This is a genomic window from Micromonospora sp. NPDC047670, from assembly GCF_043204915.1.
GTDB lineage: Bacteria > Actinomycetota > Actinomycetes > Mycobacteriales > Micromonosporaceae > Micromonospora.
The window spans coordinates 136,112-155,481 of sequence record NZ_JBIDDA010000008.1 but is presented as its reverse complement, the minus strand read 5'-3'; the positions used below and the strand labels follow the sequence as shown (position 1 = coordinate 155,481).

17 protein-coding genes and 1 riboswitch are annotated in these 19,370 nt (G+C 76.0%); of the genes, 9 read left to right on the top strand and 8 right to left on the bottom strand.

Features of this window, described 5'->3' with window-relative positions:
* Window positions 1-62: 62 nt before the first annotated feature.
* The 3 genes from cobN to ACGF7U_RS20705 form a co-directional block, all read right to left on the bottom strand.
* Window positions 63-3,731: a cobaltochelatase subunit CobN gene (gene cobN / locus ACGF7U_RS20715; RefSeq protein ID WP_393108907.1), complete on the bottom strand. Its 3,669-nt coding sequence runs from the start codon at window positions 3,729-3,731 to the stop codon at window positions 63-65.
* A 352-nt stretch (window positions 3,732-4,083) separates the two neighbouring features.
* Window positions 4,084-4,213, bottom strand: a riboswitch (cobalamin riboswitch).
* 339 nt (window positions 4,214-4,552) lie between these two features.
* Window positions 4,553-5,209 carry a response regulator gene (locus ACGF7U_RS20710; protein ID WP_393108905.1) on the bottom strand — a complete coding sequence of 219 codons (657 nt, stop codon included), beginning with the start codon at window positions 5,207-5,209 and terminating at the stop codon, window positions 4,553-4,555.
* Window positions 5,202-6,344 (bottom strand): sensor histidine kinase, encoded by a 1,143-nt coding sequence (locus ACGF7U_RS20705; protein ID WP_393108903.1) that lies wholly within the window; start codon window positions 6,342-6,344, stop codon window positions 5,202-5,204. Before ACGF7U_RS20705 ends, ACGF7U_RS20710 begins: the two co-directional genes overlap by 8 nt.
* Before the next feature lie 109 nt (window positions 6,345-6,453).
* Between ACGF7U_RS20705 and ACGF7U_RS20700 the strand changes: the two genes are divergently transcribed.
* Complete coding sequence (locus tag ACGF7U_RS20700; RefSeq protein WP_393108901.1) at window positions 6,454-7,893, top strand: serine hydrolase domain-containing protein; 1,440 nt, start codon at window positions 6,454-6,456, stop codon at window positions 7,891-7,893.
* A 49-nt stretch (window positions 7,894-7,942) separates the two neighbouring features.
* Here ACGF7U_RS20700 and ACGF7U_RS20695 read toward each other — a convergent pair whose 3' ends face one another.
* A complete protein-coding gene (locus ACGF7U_RS20695) occupies window positions 7,943-8,656 on the bottom strand; it encodes a hypothetical protein (protein WP_393108899.1) in 714 nt (237 codons plus the stop codon).
* Window positions 8,657-8,834: 178 nt separating this feature from the next.
* Here ACGF7U_RS20695 and ACGF7U_RS20690 point away from each other — a divergent pair, with 178 nt between their 5' ends.
* The gene (locus ACGF7U_RS20690) at window positions 8,835-9,545 is read left to right on the top strand and encodes an MBL fold metallo-hydrolase (RefSeq protein ID WP_393108897.1); all 711 of its coding nucleotides are present in this window, start codon (window positions 8,835-8,837) and stop codon (window positions 9,543-9,545) included.
* A gap of 64 nt (window positions 9,546-9,609) precedes the next feature.
* Here ACGF7U_RS20690 and ACGF7U_RS20685 read toward each other — a convergent pair whose 3' ends face one another.
* Both ACGF7U_RS20685 and ACGF7U_RS20680 read right to left on the bottom strand, forming a co-directional pair.
* Entirely contained in the window at window positions 9,610-9,945 is a 336-nt protein-coding gene (locus ACGF7U_RS20685) for a hypothetical protein (protein WP_393108895.1), read from the bottom strand.
* 166 nt (window positions 9,946-10,111) lie between these two features.
* The gene (locus ACGF7U_RS20680) at window positions 10,112-11,335 is read right to left on the bottom strand and encodes an MFS transporter (protein WP_393108893.1); all 1,224 of its coding nucleotides are present in this window, start codon (window positions 11,333-11,335) and stop codon (window positions 10,112-10,114) included.
* 157 nt (window positions 11,336-11,492) lie between these two features.
* Between ACGF7U_RS20680 and ACGF7U_RS20675 the strand changes: the two genes are divergently transcribed.
* Together ACGF7U_RS20675 and ACGF7U_RS20670 are read left to right on the top strand one after the other, a co-directional pair.
* On the top strand, window positions 11,493-12,479 hold the full coding sequence (locus ACGF7U_RS20675) for a LacI family DNA-binding transcriptional regulator (RefSeq protein WP_393108891.1): 987 nt from the start codon (window positions 11,493-11,495) through the stop codon (window positions 12,477-12,479).
* 106 nt (window positions 12,480-12,585) lie between these two features.
* The gene (locus ACGF7U_RS20670; protein ID WP_393108890.1) at window positions 12,586-13,290 is read left to right on the top strand and encodes an alpha/beta hydrolase; all 705 of its coding nucleotides are present in this window, start codon (window positions 12,586-12,588) and stop codon (window positions 13,288-13,290) included.
* Between the two features lie 64 nt (window positions 13,291-13,354).
* On the opposite strand, the gene ACGF7U_RS20665 is transcribed toward ACGF7U_RS20670, so the two are convergent.
* Window positions 13,355-13,990, bottom strand: a complete 636-nt coding sequence (locus ACGF7U_RS20665; RefSeq protein ID WP_393108888.1) for a TetR/AcrR family transcriptional regulator — start codon at window positions 13,988-13,990, stop codon at window positions 13,355-13,357.
* Between ACGF7U_RS20665 and ACGF7U_RS20660 the strand changes: the two genes are divergently transcribed.
* Both ACGF7U_RS20660 and ACGF7U_RS20655 read left to right on the top strand, forming a co-directional pair.
* Window positions 13,976-14,824: an SDR family oxidoreductase gene (locus ACGF7U_RS20660; RefSeq protein WP_393108886.1), complete on the top strand. Its 849-nt coding sequence runs from the start codon at window positions 13,976-13,978 to the stop codon at window positions 14,822-14,824. The two genes, ACGF7U_RS20665 and ACGF7U_RS20660, sit on opposite strands and share 15 nt — an antisense overlap.
* A 152-nt stretch (window positions 14,825-14,976) precedes the next feature.
* Window positions 14,977-15,909 (top strand): AraC family transcriptional regulator, encoded by a 933-nt coding sequence (locus ACGF7U_RS20655; protein ID WP_393108884.1) that lies wholly within the window; start codon window positions 14,977-14,979, stop codon window positions 15,907-15,909.
* 60 nt (window positions 15,910-15,969) lie between these two features.
* Here ACGF7U_RS20655 and ACGF7U_RS20650 read toward each other — a convergent pair whose 3' ends face one another.
* Window positions 15,970-16,599 carry a TetR/AcrR family transcriptional regulator gene (locus tag ACGF7U_RS20650; RefSeq protein ID WP_393108882.1) on the bottom strand — a complete coding sequence of 210 codons (630 nt, stop codon included), beginning with the start codon at window positions 16,597-16,599 and terminating at the stop codon, window positions 15,970-15,972.
* A 68-nt stretch (window positions 16,600-16,667) separates the two neighbouring features.
* On the opposite strand from ACGF7U_RS20650, the gene ACGF7U_RS20645 reads away from it, so the two are divergent.
* The 3 genes from ACGF7U_RS20645 (at window position 16,668) to ACGF7U_RS20635 (ending at window position 19,359) form a co-directional block, all read left to right on the top strand.
* On the top strand, window positions 16,668-17,864 hold the full coding sequence (locus ACGF7U_RS20645; protein WP_393108880.1) for an FAD-dependent oxidoreductase: 1,197 nt from the start codon (window positions 16,668-16,670) through the stop codon (window positions 17,862-17,864).
* 214 nt (window positions 17,865-18,078) lie between these two features.
* Window positions 18,079-18,900, top strand: coding sequence for an LppM family (lipo)protein (locus ACGF7U_RS20640; RefSeq protein ID WP_393108878.1), 822 nt, complete (start codon window positions 18,079-18,081; stop codon window positions 18,898-18,900).
* A 123-nt stretch (window positions 18,901-19,023) separates the two neighbouring features.
* Window positions 19,024-19,359: a hypothetical protein gene (locus ACGF7U_RS20635; protein ID WP_393108876.1), complete on the top strand. Its 336-nt coding sequence runs from the start codon at window positions 19,024-19,026 to the stop codon at window positions 19,357-19,359.
* The last annotated feature ends 11 nt before the right edge of the window (window positions 19,360-19,370 follow it).

Genomic DNA, 19,370 nt, shown 5'->3' with positions numbered 1-19,370 from the left:
TGCTCACTGCCTCGCCTCCGTTCGCGACTGCGGGGCTCGCAGAACCGGCTCACTCCTCGCGCTCACTGCCGGTCCTCCAGGTCGCCCTCGCTGGCCAGGTACGCCTCCCGCAGCCGGTCCAGGGTGGTCGGGTCGGGGGCGGCCCACAGGCCCCGGTCGGCCGCCTCGAGCAGCCGCTCGGTGATGCCGCGCAGCGCCCACGGGTTCGACTGCTCCAGGAACTCCCGGGTGGTCTCGTCGAAGACGTACGCGGCGGCCAGGTGCTCGTACATCCAGTCGTCGACGACGCCGGCGGTGGCGTCGTAGCCGAACAGGTAGTCCACGGTGGCCGCCAGCTCGAACGCGCCCTTGTAGCCGTGCCGGCGCATCGCGGCGATCCACTTCGGGTTGACCACCCGGGCCCGGAACACCCGGCGGGTCTCCTCGCCGAGGGTGCGGGTGCGCACGTCGTGCGGCATCGCCGAGTCCCCCACGTACGCGGCCGGGGACGCGCCGGTGAGGTGGCGGACCATCGCCACCATCCCGCCGTGGTACTGGAAGTAGTCGTCGGAGTCGACGATGTCGTGCTCGCGGGTGTCCTGGTTCTTCACCGCCACCGCGATCCGGGCGAAGGAGCGTTCCATGTCGGCGCGCGCCTCCCGCCCGTCCAGCCCCCGGCCGTAGGCGTAGCCGCCCCACACGGCGTACACCTCGGCGAGGTCGGCGTCGCTGCGCCAGTTGCGGGCGTCGATCAGCGGCAGGAGCCCGGCCCCGTACGCGCCCGGCTTCGAGCCGAAGACGCGGGCGGTGGCCCGTCGCTCGTCGCCGTGCTCGGCGAGGTCGGCGGCGACGTGCGCGCGCACGAAGTTCTCCTCGGCGGGCTCGTCCAGGGCGGCCACCAGCCGCACCGCGTCGTCGATGAGCGCGACCACGTGCGGGAAGGCGTCCCGGAAGAAGCCGGAGATGCGCACCGTCACGTCGACGCGGGGACGGCCCAGCTCGGCCGTCGGCACCACCTCGACCCCGGTGACCCGGCGGGAGCGGTCGTCCCACGTCGGGCGGCAGCCGAGCAGCGCCAGGACCTCGGCGATGTCGTCGCCCTGGGTGCGCATGGCGCTGGTGCCCCAGACGGTGAGGCCGACGGAGCGCGGGTACTCGCCGGTGTCGGCGAGGTGCCGGGCGAGCAGCGAGTCGGCGAGCGCGACCCCGACGTCCCAGGCGTTGCGGCTGGGGATGGCCTTCGGGTCCACGGAGTAGAAGTTCCGGCCGGTGGGGAGCACGTTGACCAGGCCCCGGGTGGGCGAGCCGGACGGGCCCGGCGGCACGAACCGCCCGTCGAGGGCGCCCACCACCCGGTCGATCTCGTCGGTCGTGCGGTCCAGCCGGGGCACCAGCTCGGTGGCGGCGAAGCGGAGCACGGCGGCGGCGTCCGGGACGGCCCGGCCGGTGACCTCCTCGACCACCGCGTCGACCTTGTCGGCGTCCCAGCCGAGGGTCTCCATGCCGACGACCAGCCGGCGCGCGAGGGCCTCGATCAGGTCGACGGCGTCGGCGGCGGTGCCGGCCGGCCCGTCGACGGCCTCGGTCAGCGCCCCGGGCAGGGCCAGTCGCTGTCCCGGCTCGGCGAGCAGCGCCTGCTCGTCCAGCCCGTACGCGGCGGCGAGGGCCTGGCGCAGGCCGGGCAGGGCGCGGGCGCCGCCCCAGACCTGCGGGGCCCGCAGCACGGCGAGGACGAGGTTGACCCGGGGCTCGCCGGTGGGCGCGGCGGCCAGGATGTGCAGGCCGTCGCGGATCTGCACGTCCTTGACCTCGCAGAGGTAGCCGTCGAGGTGCAGCACGAAGTCGTCGAAGTCGTCGGCGGCGGGCATGTCCTCGGTGTGCAGGTCGTGGTGCAGCTCGGCGGCGCGGACGAGCTGCCAGATCTGGGCCTGCACGGTGGGCACCTTGGCCGGGTCGAGCGCCTGCACGGTGGCGTACTCGTCGAGGAGCTGCTCCAGCTTCGCCAGGTCGCCGTACGTCTCGGCGCGGGCCATCGGCGGCACCAGGTGGTCGACGACGACGGCGTGCGCCCGGCGCTTGGCCTGGGTGCCCTCGCCGGGGTCGTTGACGATGAACGGGTAGACCAGCGGCAGGTCGCCGAGGACGGCGTCGGGGGCGCAGTCGGCGGCCAGCCCGAGGCCCTTGCCGGGCAGCCACTCCAGGGTGCCGTGCTTGCCCAGGTGCACCACCGCGTCCGCGCCGAAGCCGCCGTCGGCGGCCGGCGCGGCCAGCCAGCGGTACGCGGCCAGGTAGTGGTGGCTCGGCGGCAGGTCCGGGTCGTGGTAGATGGCGATCGGGTTCTCCCCGAAGCCGCGCGGCGGCTGGATCAGCAGCACCACGTTGCCGAAGCGCAGCCCGGCGAGCACGATGTCCCCGTCGTCGGTGTAGAGCCCGCCGGGCGGCTCCCCCCAGTGGGCGAGCATCCGCTCCCGCAGCTCCGCCGGCACCTGGTCGAACCAGCGCCGGTAGACCTCCCCGGGCACCCGCGCCTCGGCGGCGGCGAGCTGTTCGGGGGTGAGCCACTCGACGTCGTGTCCGCCGGCGGCGATGAGCGCGTGGATGAGCGCGTCGCCGTCGTCGGGCACCGGGGCGTCGCCGAGGTGGTAGCCGGCCTCGGCCAGCGCGGCGAGCAGCCGGACCGCCGAGGCCGGGGTGTCCAGTCCGACGGCGTTGCCGACCCGGGAGTGCTTGGTCGGGTAGGAGCTGAGCACGACGGCGAGGCGCTTGTCGGCGTTGGGCACGTGCCGCAGCCGGGCGTGCCGCACGGCGATGCCGGCGACCCGGGCGGCCCGTTCCGGGTCGGCGACGTAGCTGGAGAGCCCGTCGGCGTCGATCCGCTTGAACGAGAACGGAACGGTGACGATCCGGCCGTCGAACTCGGGGATGGCCACCTGCATCGCGGCGTCCAGCGGGGACAGCCCGGCGTCGCTGGCGGCCCACTGCTCACGGGTGCTGGTGAGGCAGAGCGCCTGGATCACCGGCACGTCGAGGGCGGCGAGGGCGCCCACGTCCCAGGCGTCCTCGTCGCCCCCGCCCGAGGCGTCCGCGGCGACCGTGCCGCCGGCGGCGAGCACCGTGACCAGCAGGGCGTCGCAGCGGGCGAAGAGCCCGAGCGGCCCCGCGCCGGCGGTGAGGCCGCGCAGCGAGCCGCAGAAGATGGGCAGCGGGTTGCCGCCGGCCGCGTCGACCGCGTCGGCGAGGGCGTCGACGAACCCGGTGTTCCCGGCGAGGGCGTGCGCCCGGTAGAAGACGATCCCGACCGTCGGCCGCTCGGGATGCGCCGGGCGGTCGCCGTGGACGCCGTACGTCGGGGTGGGCGCGGGCGGGGCGAACCCCTCGCCGGTGAGCAGCACCGTGTCGGAGAGGAAGCGGGCGAGCTGGGCGAGGTTCTCCGGCCCGCCCTCGACCAGGTAGGCCAGCGCCTGGGTGGCCACGCCGGCGGGGACGGTGGAGGCCGCCATCAGCTGCGCGTCCGGCAGGGACTCGCCGCTGAGCACGACCGTCGGCACGCCGGAGGCGAGGACCGTGGCGAGCCCGTCCGGCCACGCCTGCCGGCCGCCGAGCAGGCGTACGACCGCGAGGTCGGCGCCGTCGAGCAGCGCCGGCACGTCGTCGGCGGCGACCCGGGCGGGGTTGGCGAGCCGGTAGTCGGCGCCGCTGGCGCGGGCGGCGAGCAGGTCGGTGTCGGCGGTGGACAACAGCAGGATGCGCACGGACAGCTCCGGAGAGTGACGCCCGGGCCGGCGCGGGGACGACCGGGGCGAGGCGAGGGGTGGGCGCGGTTCAGCGGTTCCGGCGGGCCGGGACGCGGCTCACCGGCGGGCCGGCGGGATCGGGCGGCGCGGTACGGGCGTCAGGGACGGGCGGCGCGGCGGCCGGGGGTGGGCACACCACGCCGGGCCGGGCGCGTGGCGCGACGGCCGGACGGGGCTGCGGAGCTGCGGCTGCTCGGCGGCGCGCTGTCGCGCCGGGGCACGATGCGACGATGGTCGTCGACGGCGGAGACGGGGTGCGTCATCGGGTCCTCCTCGGGTGTCCACGCCCTGGGGTCACTCCCGACGGCCGAAGTATCCTGGCTCCCGGATCGACGCTCACCCCCGGTCTTCCAACCGCGCACGCACGGCCGTGACTCACGAGGGGGGATCGCTCCCCGGTGACAGTGGCGGGACCGCGCCGGAATCGCACCGGCTTCCTTCACTGCCGTCAGGCCGCGAATGCTGCCACACCCCCGGGCAGCCGGTCAACGTCACCCCACCCGGGCGGGAGGCCCCCACTCGATCGACGGACGGCGATCAACCGTTCGACCGCGCCCGTTCAGGCAGTGTCGTCGGTCGATCGGTCGGCAATTCCCGTCGGGCCGGGAACCGACGACGCGCAACGGGGAACGGCCCGCCCGCGCCGCGCCCTTCCGCCCCCGCCCGCGCCGGGCGTACCGGGGTCGTTCCGCCTTCCCACCAGGGGTGCTCCGGCGTACGGGGATCCGGCACCCGCCGCCGGCACGGGTCGCGGCGTTCACGGCTGCCGATGCCACTTCTCACCGGTCGGCGAGCCCCGATTCGTAGCCCGCGATCACCAGTTGCGCCCGGTCACGGGCGGCCAGCTTCGTCATCAGGCGGCCGATGTGCGTCTTGACGGTGCCCCGGCTGAGGTGCAGGTGCTGCTCGATCTCGGCGTTGGAGAGCCCTCGGGTGATCAACGTCAACACGTCCCGTTCCCGCGGGGTCACCCCGTCGAGCCTCCCCGGCGCCCGGCGCGCCGCCGGCGTGCGGACGAACTCGGCGATGAGCCGGCGGGTGACGCTCGGGGCCAGCAACGCCTCGCCCGCGGCGACCACCCTGATCGCGTCGAGCAGCCGTACGGGCGGGGTGTCCTTGAGCAGGAAGCCGCTCGCCCCGGCCCGCAGCGCCCGGTACACGTACTCGTCGAGGTCGAACGTGGTGAGGACGAGCACCCGGGGCGCGTCCCGGCCAGCGGTGACCTGCCCGGTGGCGGTGATGCCGTCCATTTCGGGCATCCTGACGTCCATCAGGACCACGTCGGGCGAGTGTGTCCTCGCGAGCTCGACGGCCTCGCGCCCGGTGCCCGCCTCGGCCACCACCGTCATGCCGGGGGTGGCGTCGACCAGCAGGCGGAGGGTGCCGCGCAGCAGCGCCTCGTCGTCGGCCAGGAGCACGCGCACCGGCTCACCCATCGTCCGGCACCGCCGGGGTGAACGGCAGCCGGGCGCGGACGGCGAACCCGCCGCCAGGCGCGCGGCCGGCCTCCAGGGTGCCGCCGTGCATCGCCGCCCGTTCGCGCATCCCCCGCAGGCCGTGGCCGGGTCCCAACCCGCGCCCCGCCCGTCCGTCGTCGACGACGGCGACGCTCAGCGCCCCGGGCTCGGTCGCGACGGTGAGCCGGCAGCGCGCCGGGCCGGCGTGGCGCAGCACGTTGGTGAGCGCCTCCTGCGCGATGCGGTACGCCGAGGCCCGCACGGCCGCCGGCACCCGCGACAGGTCGGCCGCCCGGTCGACGTCGACGGTGACGCCGGCGGCACGGACGTCCCCGACCAGCCGGTCGAGTTCGGTGAAGCTCGGTGCGGTGTCGGCCGGGTCGCGCAGGGCGCCGAGCACGACCCGGACGTCGTCGAGGGCCGTCCGGCTGACCCGCTCGATCGCCGCCAGCGCCGCCCGGCCCTGTCCGGGATGGCTCTCCGCGAGGTGGTTCGCGACCGCCGCCTTCATCGCGATGAGGCTGAGGCTGTGCCCGACCACGTCGTGGATGTCGCGGGCGATGCGCAGCCGTTCCTCGGCCACCGCCCGGCCGGCGCGCAGCTCGGCGACCTGGGCGGCGTGCCGCCGCCGGGCGCGTACCGCGCGGGCCAGCGCCCACGAGCCGGCGAGGACGGTCGCGGCGTAGAGCAGGACCGGCACCGGGGTGGCGGCGAACGACTCCTGTCCCGCCGGGGTCGGGACGACCGGCAGTCCGGGGACCGTCGCGCCCACCACCGCCGCGGCCGTGACGGCCGCGGCGACCCCGGCGAGCGCCGACACGGCCCGCCGGGTGGGGGCGGACAGGGCGACCGGCCAGAGCGCGTACGCGATCGCGAACACCACGGCCTCACCGGCGGTGCCGACGGCGGCCGCCACCGACCCGGCGATCGCCACGACGACGAGCACCGGCACCGGCCGGCGGCGGCGCACGGCCAGCGGCGGCCCGAACAGCAGGGCCAGGCCCACGGCGAGCGGCGCGGGCGTCCGGACCGCCGTCAGGAGCACGAGGGCGACCCCCGGCAGCGCGTCGAGCGCCGTCAGCCGCCGCGGCCCGAGCCGTTCCCAGGTGACCACCAGCACACCGTATCCACGGGTGCGGCCCGGGGCATCGGACCACGGTCCGACGCCCGCGCCCGACCGCGGTCCGACGTGCGGGGACGCCCCGGCGGCCGAGACTCCGTTCATGATCACGCGACTTCTCGTCCTGGCGGGTGCGGTGGCGCTCGCCGCCGCGCCGACCCCGGCGCCGCCGGTCGACCCTCCGGCGGGGATCGACGCCGGCGCCGTCGACGCCCTCGTCCGCGAGTACCGCGAGGAGACCGGCCTGCCCGGCGTCGCGGTCGCCGTCACCCGGGGGACGGCCGTGGTGCACGCCGCCGGGTACGGCCACACCCCGGCCGGCGACCCGGTCACCGCGCACACCCCGATGGCCGTGGCGTCGGTGAGCAAGTCGTTCACCGCCCTCGCCGTGCTGCAGCTGGTGGAGGCGGGGCGGATCCGGCTCGACGGCCCGGTCCACCGGCACCTGCCCGAGTTCACGATGGCCGACCCCCGCGCGGCGACGATCACCGTGCGGCAGCTGCTGGACCAGACCTCCGGCATGTCCGACACGACGTTTCCCGCGTTCAGCAGGCGGCAGCCGGGTTCGCTGCGGGAGGCCGTGGCGGGGATGCGCACGGCGCGGCTGGCCGCCGACCCCGGCACGAGATGGGAGTACCACAACCCGAACTTCCAGGTGGCCGCGCGCCTGGTGGAGGTGGTCAGCGGGCTGCCGTTCGACGAGTACCTGCGGACGCGGGTCTTCGCGCCGCTCGGCATGGCCGACAGCCGCACCCTGGACGTCGCCCGCGAGCTGCCGCCGAGCGCACGCGGGCACCTGATGATCCTCGGCGCGGCCGTCGCCGTGCCCGAACCGCCGGCCTTCGGCAACGGTTCGGGCGGCGTGCTCAGCTCGGCGCACGACATGGCCGCGTGGCTGATCGCCCAGGGCAACCAGGGTCGCGGCCCGGACGGCACGGCGATCGTCTCCCCCGCGGGCCTCGCCACGCTGCACCGCCCGTCCGCGGTCTCCGGCTCCTACGCCCTCGGCTGGTTCGTCGAGAGGACCGCGTCGGGGGCGCCGATGGTCGCGCACGGCGGCGACCTGTTCACCTCGACGGCGTACCAGGCGCTGCTGCCCACGTCCGGCCACGGCATCGCGGTCATGGCGAACACCGGGCTGGCGTACGGCCACGCGTCGGCCCTCGCCGAGCGACTCGTCGCGATGGTCGAGGGAGCGCCTGCGCCCTCGGCCGGCACGCCGCTCGTGGCCGTCGACGCGGCGCTGCTGGTGCTGGCGGTCGCCGCCGCCGTACTCGCCGGTCGGGGCGTGCGCCGGTCGCGCCGCTGGGCCGCCGGCCGGACGGTGCGCCCCTGGACGCTGGTGCGGCTGCTCCCGCTGCTCGCGCCGCCGCTGCTGCTCGCCTCGGTCCACCGGGTGGTCGGCTGGCTCTACCGGGGCCGCGACGTCGCCTGGGTCCAGGTGGCGTACATCTATCCGACGTTCATGGTGCTGCTGGTCACCGCGACGCTCGGGTGCGCCGCCGTGCTCGTGGCGCGGCTCGTGCGACTCGGCCGCGCCTGACGGCGGCGGTGGGCGGATGTCCACCGTCGACGGGAACCCGGTCGATCGGTCACGTGGCGGTCCGGCCGTCCACCACGGCTGCGCCAGCCGGCAGGTCGAACGCGCTGTCGTCGACCGTCTCGTGGTAGCGGGTCAGGGTCAGCTCGACGGGCTTGCCGTCGACCTGGCCGCTGAAGCTACCCAGCGCCCCCTCCGCGGTCATGCAGGCGGTGAAGTCGTCGGCGGACCGCCGCACGTCGAAACAGGTGGCGCGGTGGCCCGCGAGGGTGGTGCTGCGTCGGGTGACGACCGCGTCCGGGTCCAGCGCGGCATCGGTCAGCATCTGCATGACGAACAGCGGCGCGACGAGCCCCCGTCGCTTCGTCTCGGCGTGCAGGACCGTCATCGGCGTGTTCGTGTTCAACACGTCGGGCACGGGCGGGGCCTTCAGGGTGCAGGTGGCCCGGCCGGCGGCGGTCTCGCAGTGGGTCGTGGCCCGCCAGGTGACGATGAGCCTGCCGCCGGGCCAGCTGTAGGTGGAGCGGGCCGGGTCCTGCGTCTGGGCGATGGTGGCGGTCTGGCCGCTGGCGAGCAGGTAGTCGGCGGAGTACGTCAGCTCCATCGTCCGGTTCAGGAGGGAGGCCAGGTCGTCAGCCAGGTCGAGCGCCCGGTCGGCTTGCCCGAGCGCGGGGTCGGCGTCGTCGGGGGCCTGACAGCCGGTGAGGGTGAGCGACGCGATGACCGACACGGCGAGCACGCGGCGGGTGGTCGAGGCGGAGGGCACGGGCAAGAGCGTGGCCGATCGGGTCAACCGCGCGCAAACCCCTTGCCGGGCGAGGAACGGAAGTCTCGGAACTCCAGCGTAGGGCGCGATCCGGAGGGCCGGAGGGCCGGGCCTATGATCAACGACGACGGTGGGCGGATGTCCACCGTCGACGGGAAGGGGACGCGTCATCGTCGACATGGCTTTCCAGCACCTGGCCGGGCGCGTCTGGATCTGCCCCGGCGACCCGGATCCGGCCAGCGTGCAGGCCGGCGTCGCGCTGGTCGCCGACGAGCGGGGCAGCGTGCTGGTCGACGCCGGGCAGAGCCCCGCGCACGCCCGGGAGATCCAGGCCGCCCTGCGCGCCGCCGGGCTGCCGCTGCCGCGCTGGCTGGTCTACACCCACCACCACTGGGACCACGTCTGGGGCGCCTGCGCCTGGCCCGATGTGGAGATCGTCGGCCACGTCGCCGGCGAGCGGCTGCTGCGCGAGGAGGCCGCCCGGCCGTGGAGCCACCGGTACCTGCGCGAGCAGGTGCGGGCGAACCCACGGCTCGGCCCCAGCTTCCGGGCCCGCGCGCTGGCGGTCGACTCGTGGGACGACTTCGCGGTGCTGCCGCCGACCCGGACGTTCACGGACGCGCTGGAACTCCCGGTGGGCGTCACCGCGACGCACGTCGGGGGCGCCCACGCGCCGGACTCGACCGTGGTGGCGGTGCCGGACTCGGGCGTGCTGCTGCTCGGCGACTGCTACTACCCGCCGCCGGCGCACCTGCGCACCCCCGACGACCGGCCCGACCTGGCCCTGGTGCGCCGTCTGCTGACCGACGACGTCGACTGGTACGTCTCCAGCCACGCTCCGCCGATGGCCCTGGCCGAGGCCCGCGAGGCGGTGGCCGCCGGGGCGTGACCGGGCGCACCGGTGCCGAGACCGGGTCGTCGGTTGCGGCGCTCCGGGTGGGCCCGAGACCGTGTCAGCGGGCGCGGCGCTCCGGGTGGGCCCGGTTCCAGGCCCGCATCCGCTCCGGGTAGCCGGTGCGGGCGGCCTCGTACAACGGCACCGCGTGCTTGCGGGCGATCGACCCGGCGGCGCGCGGCGAGCCGGTGCGGCGGCGGATCCACTCGCCGTCGTGGGCGATCGCCACCACGGTGGTGTCGGTCGCCGTGGTCTCCGGTTCCAGGTAGAACTCGACGCCCCGGCGGCTGGTGACGAACGCCTCCAGCGCGGCCAGGTCCTCGCGGGTCGCCTCCCGGTCGAGCTTCGTGGGCGCCGCTTCGGTGCCGCGCGACCGTCGACTGAACCAGCCCATCCCCCGCTCCCCTCTTCTCGGCGTCCTCCCCCAGTGCAGCACCGCTGCCTGGGAGGCGGCTGCGAGCCGGGTGTGAGTGCCCTGCGCCCCGTGGCGTCGGCGGGCGGGTGGGCGGCGGGCGTGGCGCCAGCGCGCCGGCGGGCGGGCGCCCTGTGTGCCCGTGGCGTCAGCGCGACGGCGGGCGGGTGGCCGGCACCAGGGCGAGGGTGGGCAGCAGCAGCACCGGCACCACGAGCAGGGCGTGCAGCGTGCCGACCCGGTCGCCGAGCAGGCCGAGCAGCGGCGGGCCGGCGAGGAAGGCGGTGTAGCCGATCACGGCGACCACACTGACCCGGGCCGGCGCCCGCCGCTCGTCGTCGGCCGCCGCGCTCATCCCGACCGGGAAGCCCAGGGACGCGCCGATCCCCCAGAGCGCGACGCCGACGACCGCCACCGGCCCGGAGCCGGCGAGCACCGCCACGCCCGCCCCCACGGTGGCGAGCAGGATCGTGGCGGACAGGACGGGCACCCGCCCCCACCGGTCCAGCGCGACGGTGCCCACCGTCCGGCCGAGCGTCATGCCGACGACGAAGACGCCGAAGACGGCGGCCCCGGCCGCCTCGCTGAGGTGGTGGCCGTCGATGAAGGCCACGGCGAGCCAGTCGTTGGCGCTGCCCTCGGCGAACGCCGACACCAGCACCAGCACGCCGATGAGCAGGGTGCGCGGCTCCCGCCAGGCGGCGAGCAGGTCGCGGCGGCGCTCGGCCGGGGCCGCCGACGCGGCGGCGGTGCCGCTCCCGGCCGCCGGCAGGAACGACCGGACGGCCAGCAGCGTGCCGCAGAGCACCACCGCCGCCAGCGCGGCGAGGTGGGCGGCGACCGGCAGGCCGAGGCGGGCGGCGGCGGCGCCCAACCCGGCGCCGGCCACGGAACCGAGGCTCCACGCGGCGTGGAAGCGCGGCATGATCGTGCGCCCCAGCCGCCGCTCGACCGCCGCACCCTCGACGTTCATCGCCACGTCGCAGATGCCGGAGCCGTAGCCGAACGCGCACAGCCCCACCGCGACGCCGACCAGGGAACCCGCCGGGGCGGCCACCCCGGCCACGGTGAGCCCGGCCGCGACGAACGCGCAGCCGAGGGCCACCGTGCGGACCGCCCCGAGCCGCTGGGCCACCAGGCCGGCGGTGGGCATCGCGAGCAGCGAACCGGCGGACATGGCGAGCAGGAGCAGCCCGAGCCGCCCCGCGCTGAGCCCGAGCGCGTCCCGCACGGCGGGCACCCGGGAGAACCAGGTGGCCACCGCCAGGCCGTTGAGCGCGAACACCACGGCCACGCCGGTGCGGGCGGCCAGCACGGCCCGAGGCACGGCCGCCGGGGTCGGCGCGGTGGTCGGGACGGTGGAGCGGCTCACGGTGGTGTCCTCTCGCCTCTGGCGGCCTGCCGCTCGATCGCACACCTGAGAGCGCTATCAGGACAACCCGGTTCCGCCCCTTACGGTCGGCGGCCCGGCAGGAGGATGATGCGACGGCCGGCCGCGCACAGAACGGCCGGCCACGGGGAGGACAGGAATGACGACGGCACACCGACCACCGACCCTGAACGACGTCGCCCTGGCGGCGGGGGTCTCCCGGGCCACCGCCTCGCGGGTGATCGCGGGGACGGGCTACGCCTCGCCCGCCGCCCGCGACCGGGTGACCGCCGCCGCCGACCGGCTCGGGTACGCACCGAACCTGGCCGCCCGCGCGCTGGTCCGGGGCACCGGGGTCCGGCTGGTGGTCGTGGTGTCCGGCACCGCCCCGACGGTCCTCGACGACCCGTACGTCGACCGGGTGCTCGGCGCGGCCGCGCGGGTGTGCGCGCCGTACGGGCTCGGGGTCGCGCTGCACTGGCTGCCCACCCGGGCGCCGGACGGGCTCCGCCGGCTGGCCGAGGACCGCAGCGTGGGCGGGATCGTCCTGGTCAACACCACCGAGGCGGTGCTCGACGCGGTTCCGGCGGCGCTGCGCGGCCGGGTGGCCTCGATCGGCATCGGCTCGGCCCTCGTGCCCGCCTTCGACGTGGACAACGGCGGCGGCACGGAGGCCGTGGTCCGGCACCTGTACGCCACCGGTCGCCGCCGTATCGCGATGGTGACCGGTCCCCGCTGGCTCTCCTGCGCCGGCCGTTCGGTCGGCGCGTACCGGCGGGTGGTACGCGCCGCGGGTCTGCCGGTGCGGCTGGTGCGGGGAGACTTCAGCGCGGTCCGCGGCCGGGCGGCGGCCGCGGAGGTGCTGGCGCGCTGGCCGGACACCGACGCGATCGTCGGCAGCAGCGACGCGACCGCGCTCGGGGTGATCGACGGGCTGCGCGGCGGCGGCGTCCAGGTGCCCGGGGACGTCGCGGTGACCGGCTTCGACGACATCCCGCTCGCCGCCATGACCACTCCCGCGCTGACCACGGCGACCCACCCCGTGGCGCAGATCGCCACGGCGGCGGCGACCGCCGTGCTGGCCGGGCGGCCGGTGCCGCCGGCGACGGTGTTCCCGTCCCGGCTGGTCCGCCGGGTCAGCGGCTGAGCGGCCCGGGGAGGCCGCGCCGCCGCGTCCCCGCCGGCGGGGTTAACCGCCGGGCAGCGGGGTAACCGCCGGCGCATGCCCGCCGAGGACGAGGAGCGGTGATCCCGTGGCCGAACCCGCCGCGCCGCACCGGCAGCCGGAGGAGAACCCGCGACACGGCCGGCTCACCGCGCGTCCGGCGCCGCCGGCCACCCGGGCGGCCACCGGGATGGTCACCCTGACCGACGCCGAGGGCGGGCCGCTGGCGATGGTGTACGCCCCGGAGCCGGCCGCCGACCGACCGTACCGGCTGGTGCTGCTCCTGCACGGCGCCGGCGGCTCGGCCCGGCAGGGCCTGGACCTGCTGCTGCCCGTCGCCGACGCGCACCGGCTGCTGCTGGTGGCGCCGCAGGCGGCGTCGAGCAGCTGGGACCTGATCGTGGAGGGCTTCGGGGTGGACGTCCGGCGGATCGACGGGCTGCTCGCCACGGTCTTCGCCGGCTACCCGGTCGGGCAGGTGGCGTTCGGCGGGTTCTCCGACGGCGCCTCGTACGCGCTCTCCCTGGGCCTGACCAACGGCGACCTGGTCGACGCGGTGGTGGCCTTCTCCCCCGGTTTCGCCGCGCCGCTGATGACGCACGGCCGGCCCCGGGTCTACGTCTCGCACGGTGCGGCGGACCCGGTCCTGCCGGTCGACGTGTGCAGCCGCCGCCTGGTCCCCCGGCTGCGTTCGCTCGGCTACGACGTCACCTACGACGAGTTCCCGGGCCCGCACGAGGTGCCCGCCGACATCCGGCACCGCGCCGCGGACTGGCTGACGGTCGCCGAGTGACCCCGCCGGCCCACGCCTGGGACAGTGCGCGGAGGGGACGTCACGGCACCCCGGCGGGGCCTTCTCACGCGTTCGGGCCGGCGCCGACGGTGTCGTCGCCGAAGGCGGCAGCGAGCGCCCTGGCGATCAGGTCGGGTAGCTCGGTCCGTCCGTCGTCCTCGGCCCAGCGCACCAGTGCCGTGTGCATGGCGGCCAGGCAGGCGCTGGCCGCCGCTCGGACGCGGAACGCCGTGTCCGGATCGGTGCCGCCGGGCGCGAGGGCGTCGACGATGGCCTGCTGGAGGGCGTAGTGGTTGTCCAGGTGCCGGGCCCGCAGGGCCGGCGTCGAGATCATGAGCCGGAGGCGGGCGAGCAGGAACTGCTCGTTCGCGGTCAGGTCGGTTCCCCGGCGGCCACCGGTCAACGCCGCGGCCGAGTCGACGAGCGCGCCGCCGATGCGACGGACCAGGGGTTGCGCGGCGGGTGACGCGGCGACCCGCTCGGCGACAAGCCGGCCGTGCTGGTCGATGAGCACGAGGTCCTCTTTGGTGGGGAAGTGCCGGTAGACGGTCATCGGGGATACGCCCGCGGCTGCGGCGATGTCGGCCACGGTCGTGTCGTCGTATCCACGCTCGGCGAAGAGTCGCACCGCGTGCGCCTGGATCGCCCGCTGTGTCTCGGCTCGCCGGTGCGCACGCAGGGTCGAGTGCTGATCGGACATGTGATAGACACTACCTCATTGGTAGTCACTACCAGTTCGGTAGTGACTCACATCGTGGAGGTGGTTGGCATGGGCGACCTGACCGGCAGGACAGCTCTCGTGACCGGAGCGTCGCGCGGCATCGGGCGGGCGATCGCGGCCCGGCTGGCGGCAGCGGGGGCGGCGGTCTTCGTGCACTTCGGCACGGACAGGGACGGCGCGACGGCGACGGTCGACGAGATCGAACGCGCCGGTGGGACCGCGCTCGCCGTCAGGGCCGAGTTGGGCGTGGACGACGACGTCGAGACCCTCTTCGCGGGAGTCGAGGACGGCCTGGCCGGGCGGCCACTCGACATTCTCGTCAACAACGCGGCGGCTGCGCCCGCCGGCCCGCTCGGAGCCACGACACGGACGGAGTTCGACCACCTCTTCGCGGTGAACGTGCGAGCGCCGTACTTCATCATCCAGCGAGCACTGCCACTGCTCCGCGACGGTGGCCGCATCGTCACGATCTCGTCCGTGGCGACCCGGATGGCCAATCCCACCCAGACGTCCTTCGCCATGACGAAGGGCGCGGTCGAGACGATGAGCAGGACCCTGGCCAACCAGCTCGGGGCCCGGCAGATCACGGTGAACGCGGTTGCTCCCGGCGCCACCCGGACGGCGACCAACGGATCGGCCTTCGAAGCTCCGGGCCTGGCCGAACTCATCGCCGGAATGACGGCGCTCGATCGCCTCGGCGGCCCCGACGACGTCGCCGAGGTCGTCGCGTTCCTCGCCTCCGACGCCGCGCGCTGGATCACCGGGCAGGTCATCGACGCGAGCGGTGGGCTGTTCCTCGGACCCCGTGCCTGACCTCGGGTCGTCGAGACGTTCGCTGTTCGACGGCGAGCGCCGCGCCGTCGGCGCCCCGGTCCACGGCCTCCCACTGACGTCGGAGCGGTCGTGATCGAGACGCTGGATGGCGCACGCGCCTGGAGCCATGCGCGATCGTCTACGCTCGCGGCATGGATCCGCTCACCGGGCTGCTCGACGGGCCCCGCGCCCGGGGCGCCTTCCTGCTCCGGTCGCTGCTGGATCCGCCGTTCGCGCTGCGCATCGAGGACCGCGCCCCGCTGACCGTGGTCGCCCTGGTCCGCGGGGCGGCCTGGGTGGTCCCCGACGACGGCGCGCCGCACCGGCTGGGGCCGGGGGACGTGGCGGTGCTACGCGGGCCCGACGGCTACCTCGTGGCGGACGACCCGGCCACCCCGCCGCAGGTGGTCATCCACCCCGGGCAGCGGTGCACCACCCTGCGCGGGGAGCCGCTGGCCGAGACGATGGCGCTGGGCGTACGCACCTGGGGCACCGGCACGGACGGCGCGACCGTGCTGCTGACCGGCACCTACCAGCTCCCGGGGGAGCTGAGCCGGCGACTGCTCACCGCTCTGCCGCCGCTGCTCGTCGTCGGCGGCGAGGAGTGGCGCAGCCCGCTGGTGCCCCTGCTCGCCGAGGAGGTCACCCGGGACGCGCCCGGCCAGGAGGCGGTCCTCGACCGGCTGCTCGACCTGGTGCTGATCGCCGCGCTGCGCACCTGGTTCGCCCGCCCCGGCGCCGCCCCCGCCTGGTACGTCGCCGCCGCCGATCCGGTGGTCGGCCCGGCGCTGCGGCTGCTGCAGAACGACCCGGCGCGGCAGTGGACGGTCGCCTCCCTCGCGGCCGAGGTGGGCGTCTCCCGGGCGGCGCTGGCCCGCCGGTTCACCGAGCTGGTCGGTGAACCGCCGATGACGTTCCTCACCGGGTGGCGGCTGGCGCTCGCCGCCGACCTGCTCCGCGAGCCGGACGCCACCCTGGGCGCGGTCGCCCGCAAGGTCGGCTACGGCAGCCCCTTCGCGCTCAGTACGGCGTTCCGCCGGGTCCGCGGGGTCACCCCGCGCGACCACCGCCTCGCCGCCTCCTGACCGCCCGCCTCCCCACCCTGCCCGAGACGCGTGGTCGGCCGTGCGGCCGGGGCGGCGGGGTCAGGCGGCCGTGAGGGCGCGCAGCAGGACCCGGACGGCGGCGGCCAGGTCGGCGCGGCTGGCCGGGGTGCCGGGCGCGGGGGCGGTGAGGGCGCCGGCGCCGACGAGGCGGTCGAAGAGGAGCCCGTCGACGAACGCGACGAGCTGGTCGCCCCGCCGGTCGGGCTCCGGGGCGCCGGCGCGGGCGAGCAGGTCGCGCGCCTGGACCCGGAGCAGGGTGCCGTGCCCCAGGATCCGCCGCAGCTCGGGGCGGTGCACCGCCTCCAGCAGGCAAACGTACCGGGCGAGGGTGCGGCTGCGCCCGACGGTGAGCCAGCGGTCCAGCAGGTCGCCCACCCCGGCCGCGAGCCGGTCGAGGTCCTCCCCGCTGAGCGCCGGGCCCGGAGCGGGCGGCGGCGCCCCGGTGGGCAGCTCGTGCCCGGCCAGGTCGGCCCGGTCGAGGTCGGCGAGCCGCTGGACCACGGCCTCGATCAGCGCCTGCCGGGTCCGCAGGTACGCCGACGTGCTGCCGAGCGGCAGGCCGGCGCGGGTGTCCACCGCCCGGTGGGTCAGCGCCCGCATGCCGCCCTCGGCGAGCAGCTCGATGGCCGCGTCGGCCAGCAGCGCCACCCGGTTCGTCCGCCCGGCCACACGCCCTCCCCCGCGTCGTTTCTACGGATGTAGTATGCCCTTCTACAGGCGTAGAAGGGCGGGCTGTCATGGGCGAGTCGCACGCGGTCGTGGTCGGGGGCGGGATCGGCGGCCTCGCCGCGGCGCTGGCGCTGCACCGACGGGGTTGGCGGGTCACCGTGCTGGAACGCGCCGCCGAGCTGCGCGAGGTCGGCGCCGGGCTGACCCTGATGGCGAACGCGGTGCGCGGCCTCGACGCGCTCGGCGTCGGGGCGGCGGTCCGGGCGCGCTCGGACACCGGGACGGCGGGTGGCATCCGCACGGCGCGCGGGCGCTGGCTGTCTCGCCTGGACGCCGACGAGATGACCCGGCTGCTCGGCACCACCGCGCTGGGCGTGCACCGCGCGACCCTGCACGGGATCCTGCGCGACGCGCTGCCGGCGGAGGCCGTGCACACCGGGGCGGAGGTCTCCGACGTGGACCCGGAGGCCGGCGAGGTGCGCTACCGGCGGCACGGCGAGCCGGCCCGCCTCCGCGCCGACCTCGTGGTGGGCGCCGACGGCCTGCGCAGCGCGCTGCGCGCCCGGCTCTGGCCCGGCACCCCGCCCCCGGCGTACGCGGGCACGACCGCCTGGCGGGCGGTGATCGGCTTCGCCGAGCCGGTCCCGGCCGCGATCAGCTGGGGCCGGGGCGCCGAGTTCGGGACGGTGCCGATCGGCGACGGGCGGCTCTACTGGTTCGGCGCCGTCACCGCCCCGCCGGGCGGGCACGCGCCCGACGAGCTGGCCGCCGTCCGGGAGCGCTTCGGCTCCTGGCACGACCCGATCCCCGCGCTGCTCGCGGCCACCCCGCCGGAGGCGGTGCTCCGCAACGACATCCACCACCTCGCCACGCCACTACCGTCGTACGTGCGCGGGCGGGTGGCGCTGCTCGGCGACGCGGCGCACGCGATGACGCCGAACCTGGGACAGGGCGCCTGCCAGGCGATCGAGGACGCGGTGACGCTGGGGGCGGTGTGCGCCGGCGGGGCCGGGACGGTGCCCGCGGCGCTGGCCGCGTACGACCGGCAGCGGCGCCCCCGCAGCCAGGCCGTCGCCCGGGCGTCCTTCCGGACCGGGCGGTTCGGACAGCAACTGCGCCACCCGGCGGCGGTCGCGCTGCGCGACACCCTGCTGCGGCTCACCCCGGCCCGTGCCTCGCTCCGCTCGATGGCCCGGTACGCGGACTGGCGGCCGCCCGAGCCCCCACCCGCCCCCGCCGAACGGGTCGCGCCCGAGACGCCCTGACCGGGCCCCCGATCCGACGCGTCCGGTGCGCTCGCACGGACAGCCGGCGGGCCGCCCCCGCGGTCGGAATCACCCCTGGGGCGAAACCTTCAGGATATCCATTTCAGCGTTTCCGGGCCTCGGCCGAAGGGGACAGTGCGTCGGTAAGATCGGCGACTTCGTTGTGACTGATCGCTGACTGCTCGCAGTGATCCGGATCACACACACTATCCACATGAATTCGGGACCCATCCGCGGCAGGGCACTCCGCGTCGCGGCGTGTCTCGTTCTGCCGGCCGCGCTGACCGGCTGCATGCAACTGAATCTGGGGCTGACCGTCAGCGCCGACGACACGGTCAACGGCCAACTCCTGCTGACCGCCCAGAAGACCGTGCTGACCTCGGGAAACCGCACCGTCGAGGCCGGCTTCGCCGAGCTGCGGCAGAACATTCCGGCCCTCCCCGCGGGTGAGGAGACCCGATACGAGGACGGCAAGCTGTTCGGTTCCCAGATCACCTATCGAAACGTTCCGCTGCGCGATTTCAACAGCGAGAGCGTGCGGCTCGTCCGAGAGGACGGTCTCTACCGGTTCACCCTGCCCCTCGACCCGAAGAAATACGGCGGGAAGGTGGCCGAACAGAATCCGCAGAATCAACAGGCGTTCATGCGACTGATGTCGTTCGAGATATCGGTGACCTTCCCCGGCCGGGTACTCGACACCAACGGCACGGTCAACGGCCGGTCGGTCAGTTGGCAGGTCGGCAGCAACCAGGAGAAGCCCACCGAACTGCGGGCGCTCGCGGAGGCCCCGCCGAGGCCGTCCGCCTCCGCCGCCGCGAGCCGCGACGACGGCAGCGGGTTCCCCTGGCTGCTGGTGGCCGGCGCGGCGGCGCTCCTGCTGCTCGTCGCCGCCGTGGCCGTACTGCTGCTGCGGCGTCGGCGAACGGCGCCGGTGGCCGGCGGCCCGGTCGTGCCGGGCCAGGCGACCGGCCCGGCGACCGCGCCGGATGCGACGACCGGCAACCCCACGGCGGCCGGCCCGTCCGGGCCCGCCTGAGGTCCCGTCCGCTCCCGCCCGCCGCCCGGCGGCGGACCGGGCCCGTCGGAGACTCCCCGGAGCCGCCGGCCGCACCACCACCACACCCCGGCCGCACCACCGCACAACGAAGGGAGATCGGCCATGAACGATCTCTTCACCTGGGCCGCCCTGGGCAGCCTCACCGGCGCGAGCGCCGCGACGCTGCTCGCCACCAACGTCATCGGCGGGCTGATCGGCCCGAACGGCGACAAGGCCCGCAAGTGGATCGCGCTGGGCATCGCGCTCGCGCTGTCCTACCTCACCGCGGCGTTCGCCACGGACGCCGGCGCCGAGAAGTGGATCATCGCGTTCTTCAACGGGCTGGTCGTCTTCTCCGCGGCGCTGGGCGTCAACCAGCTCCCGCCCCGCAATCGGCAGGCGACCTCGAGCCGAGTCGCGCAGGGACGCGAGCCCCGCATCCTCCGCTCCTGGGTATGAGGGGAGCCATC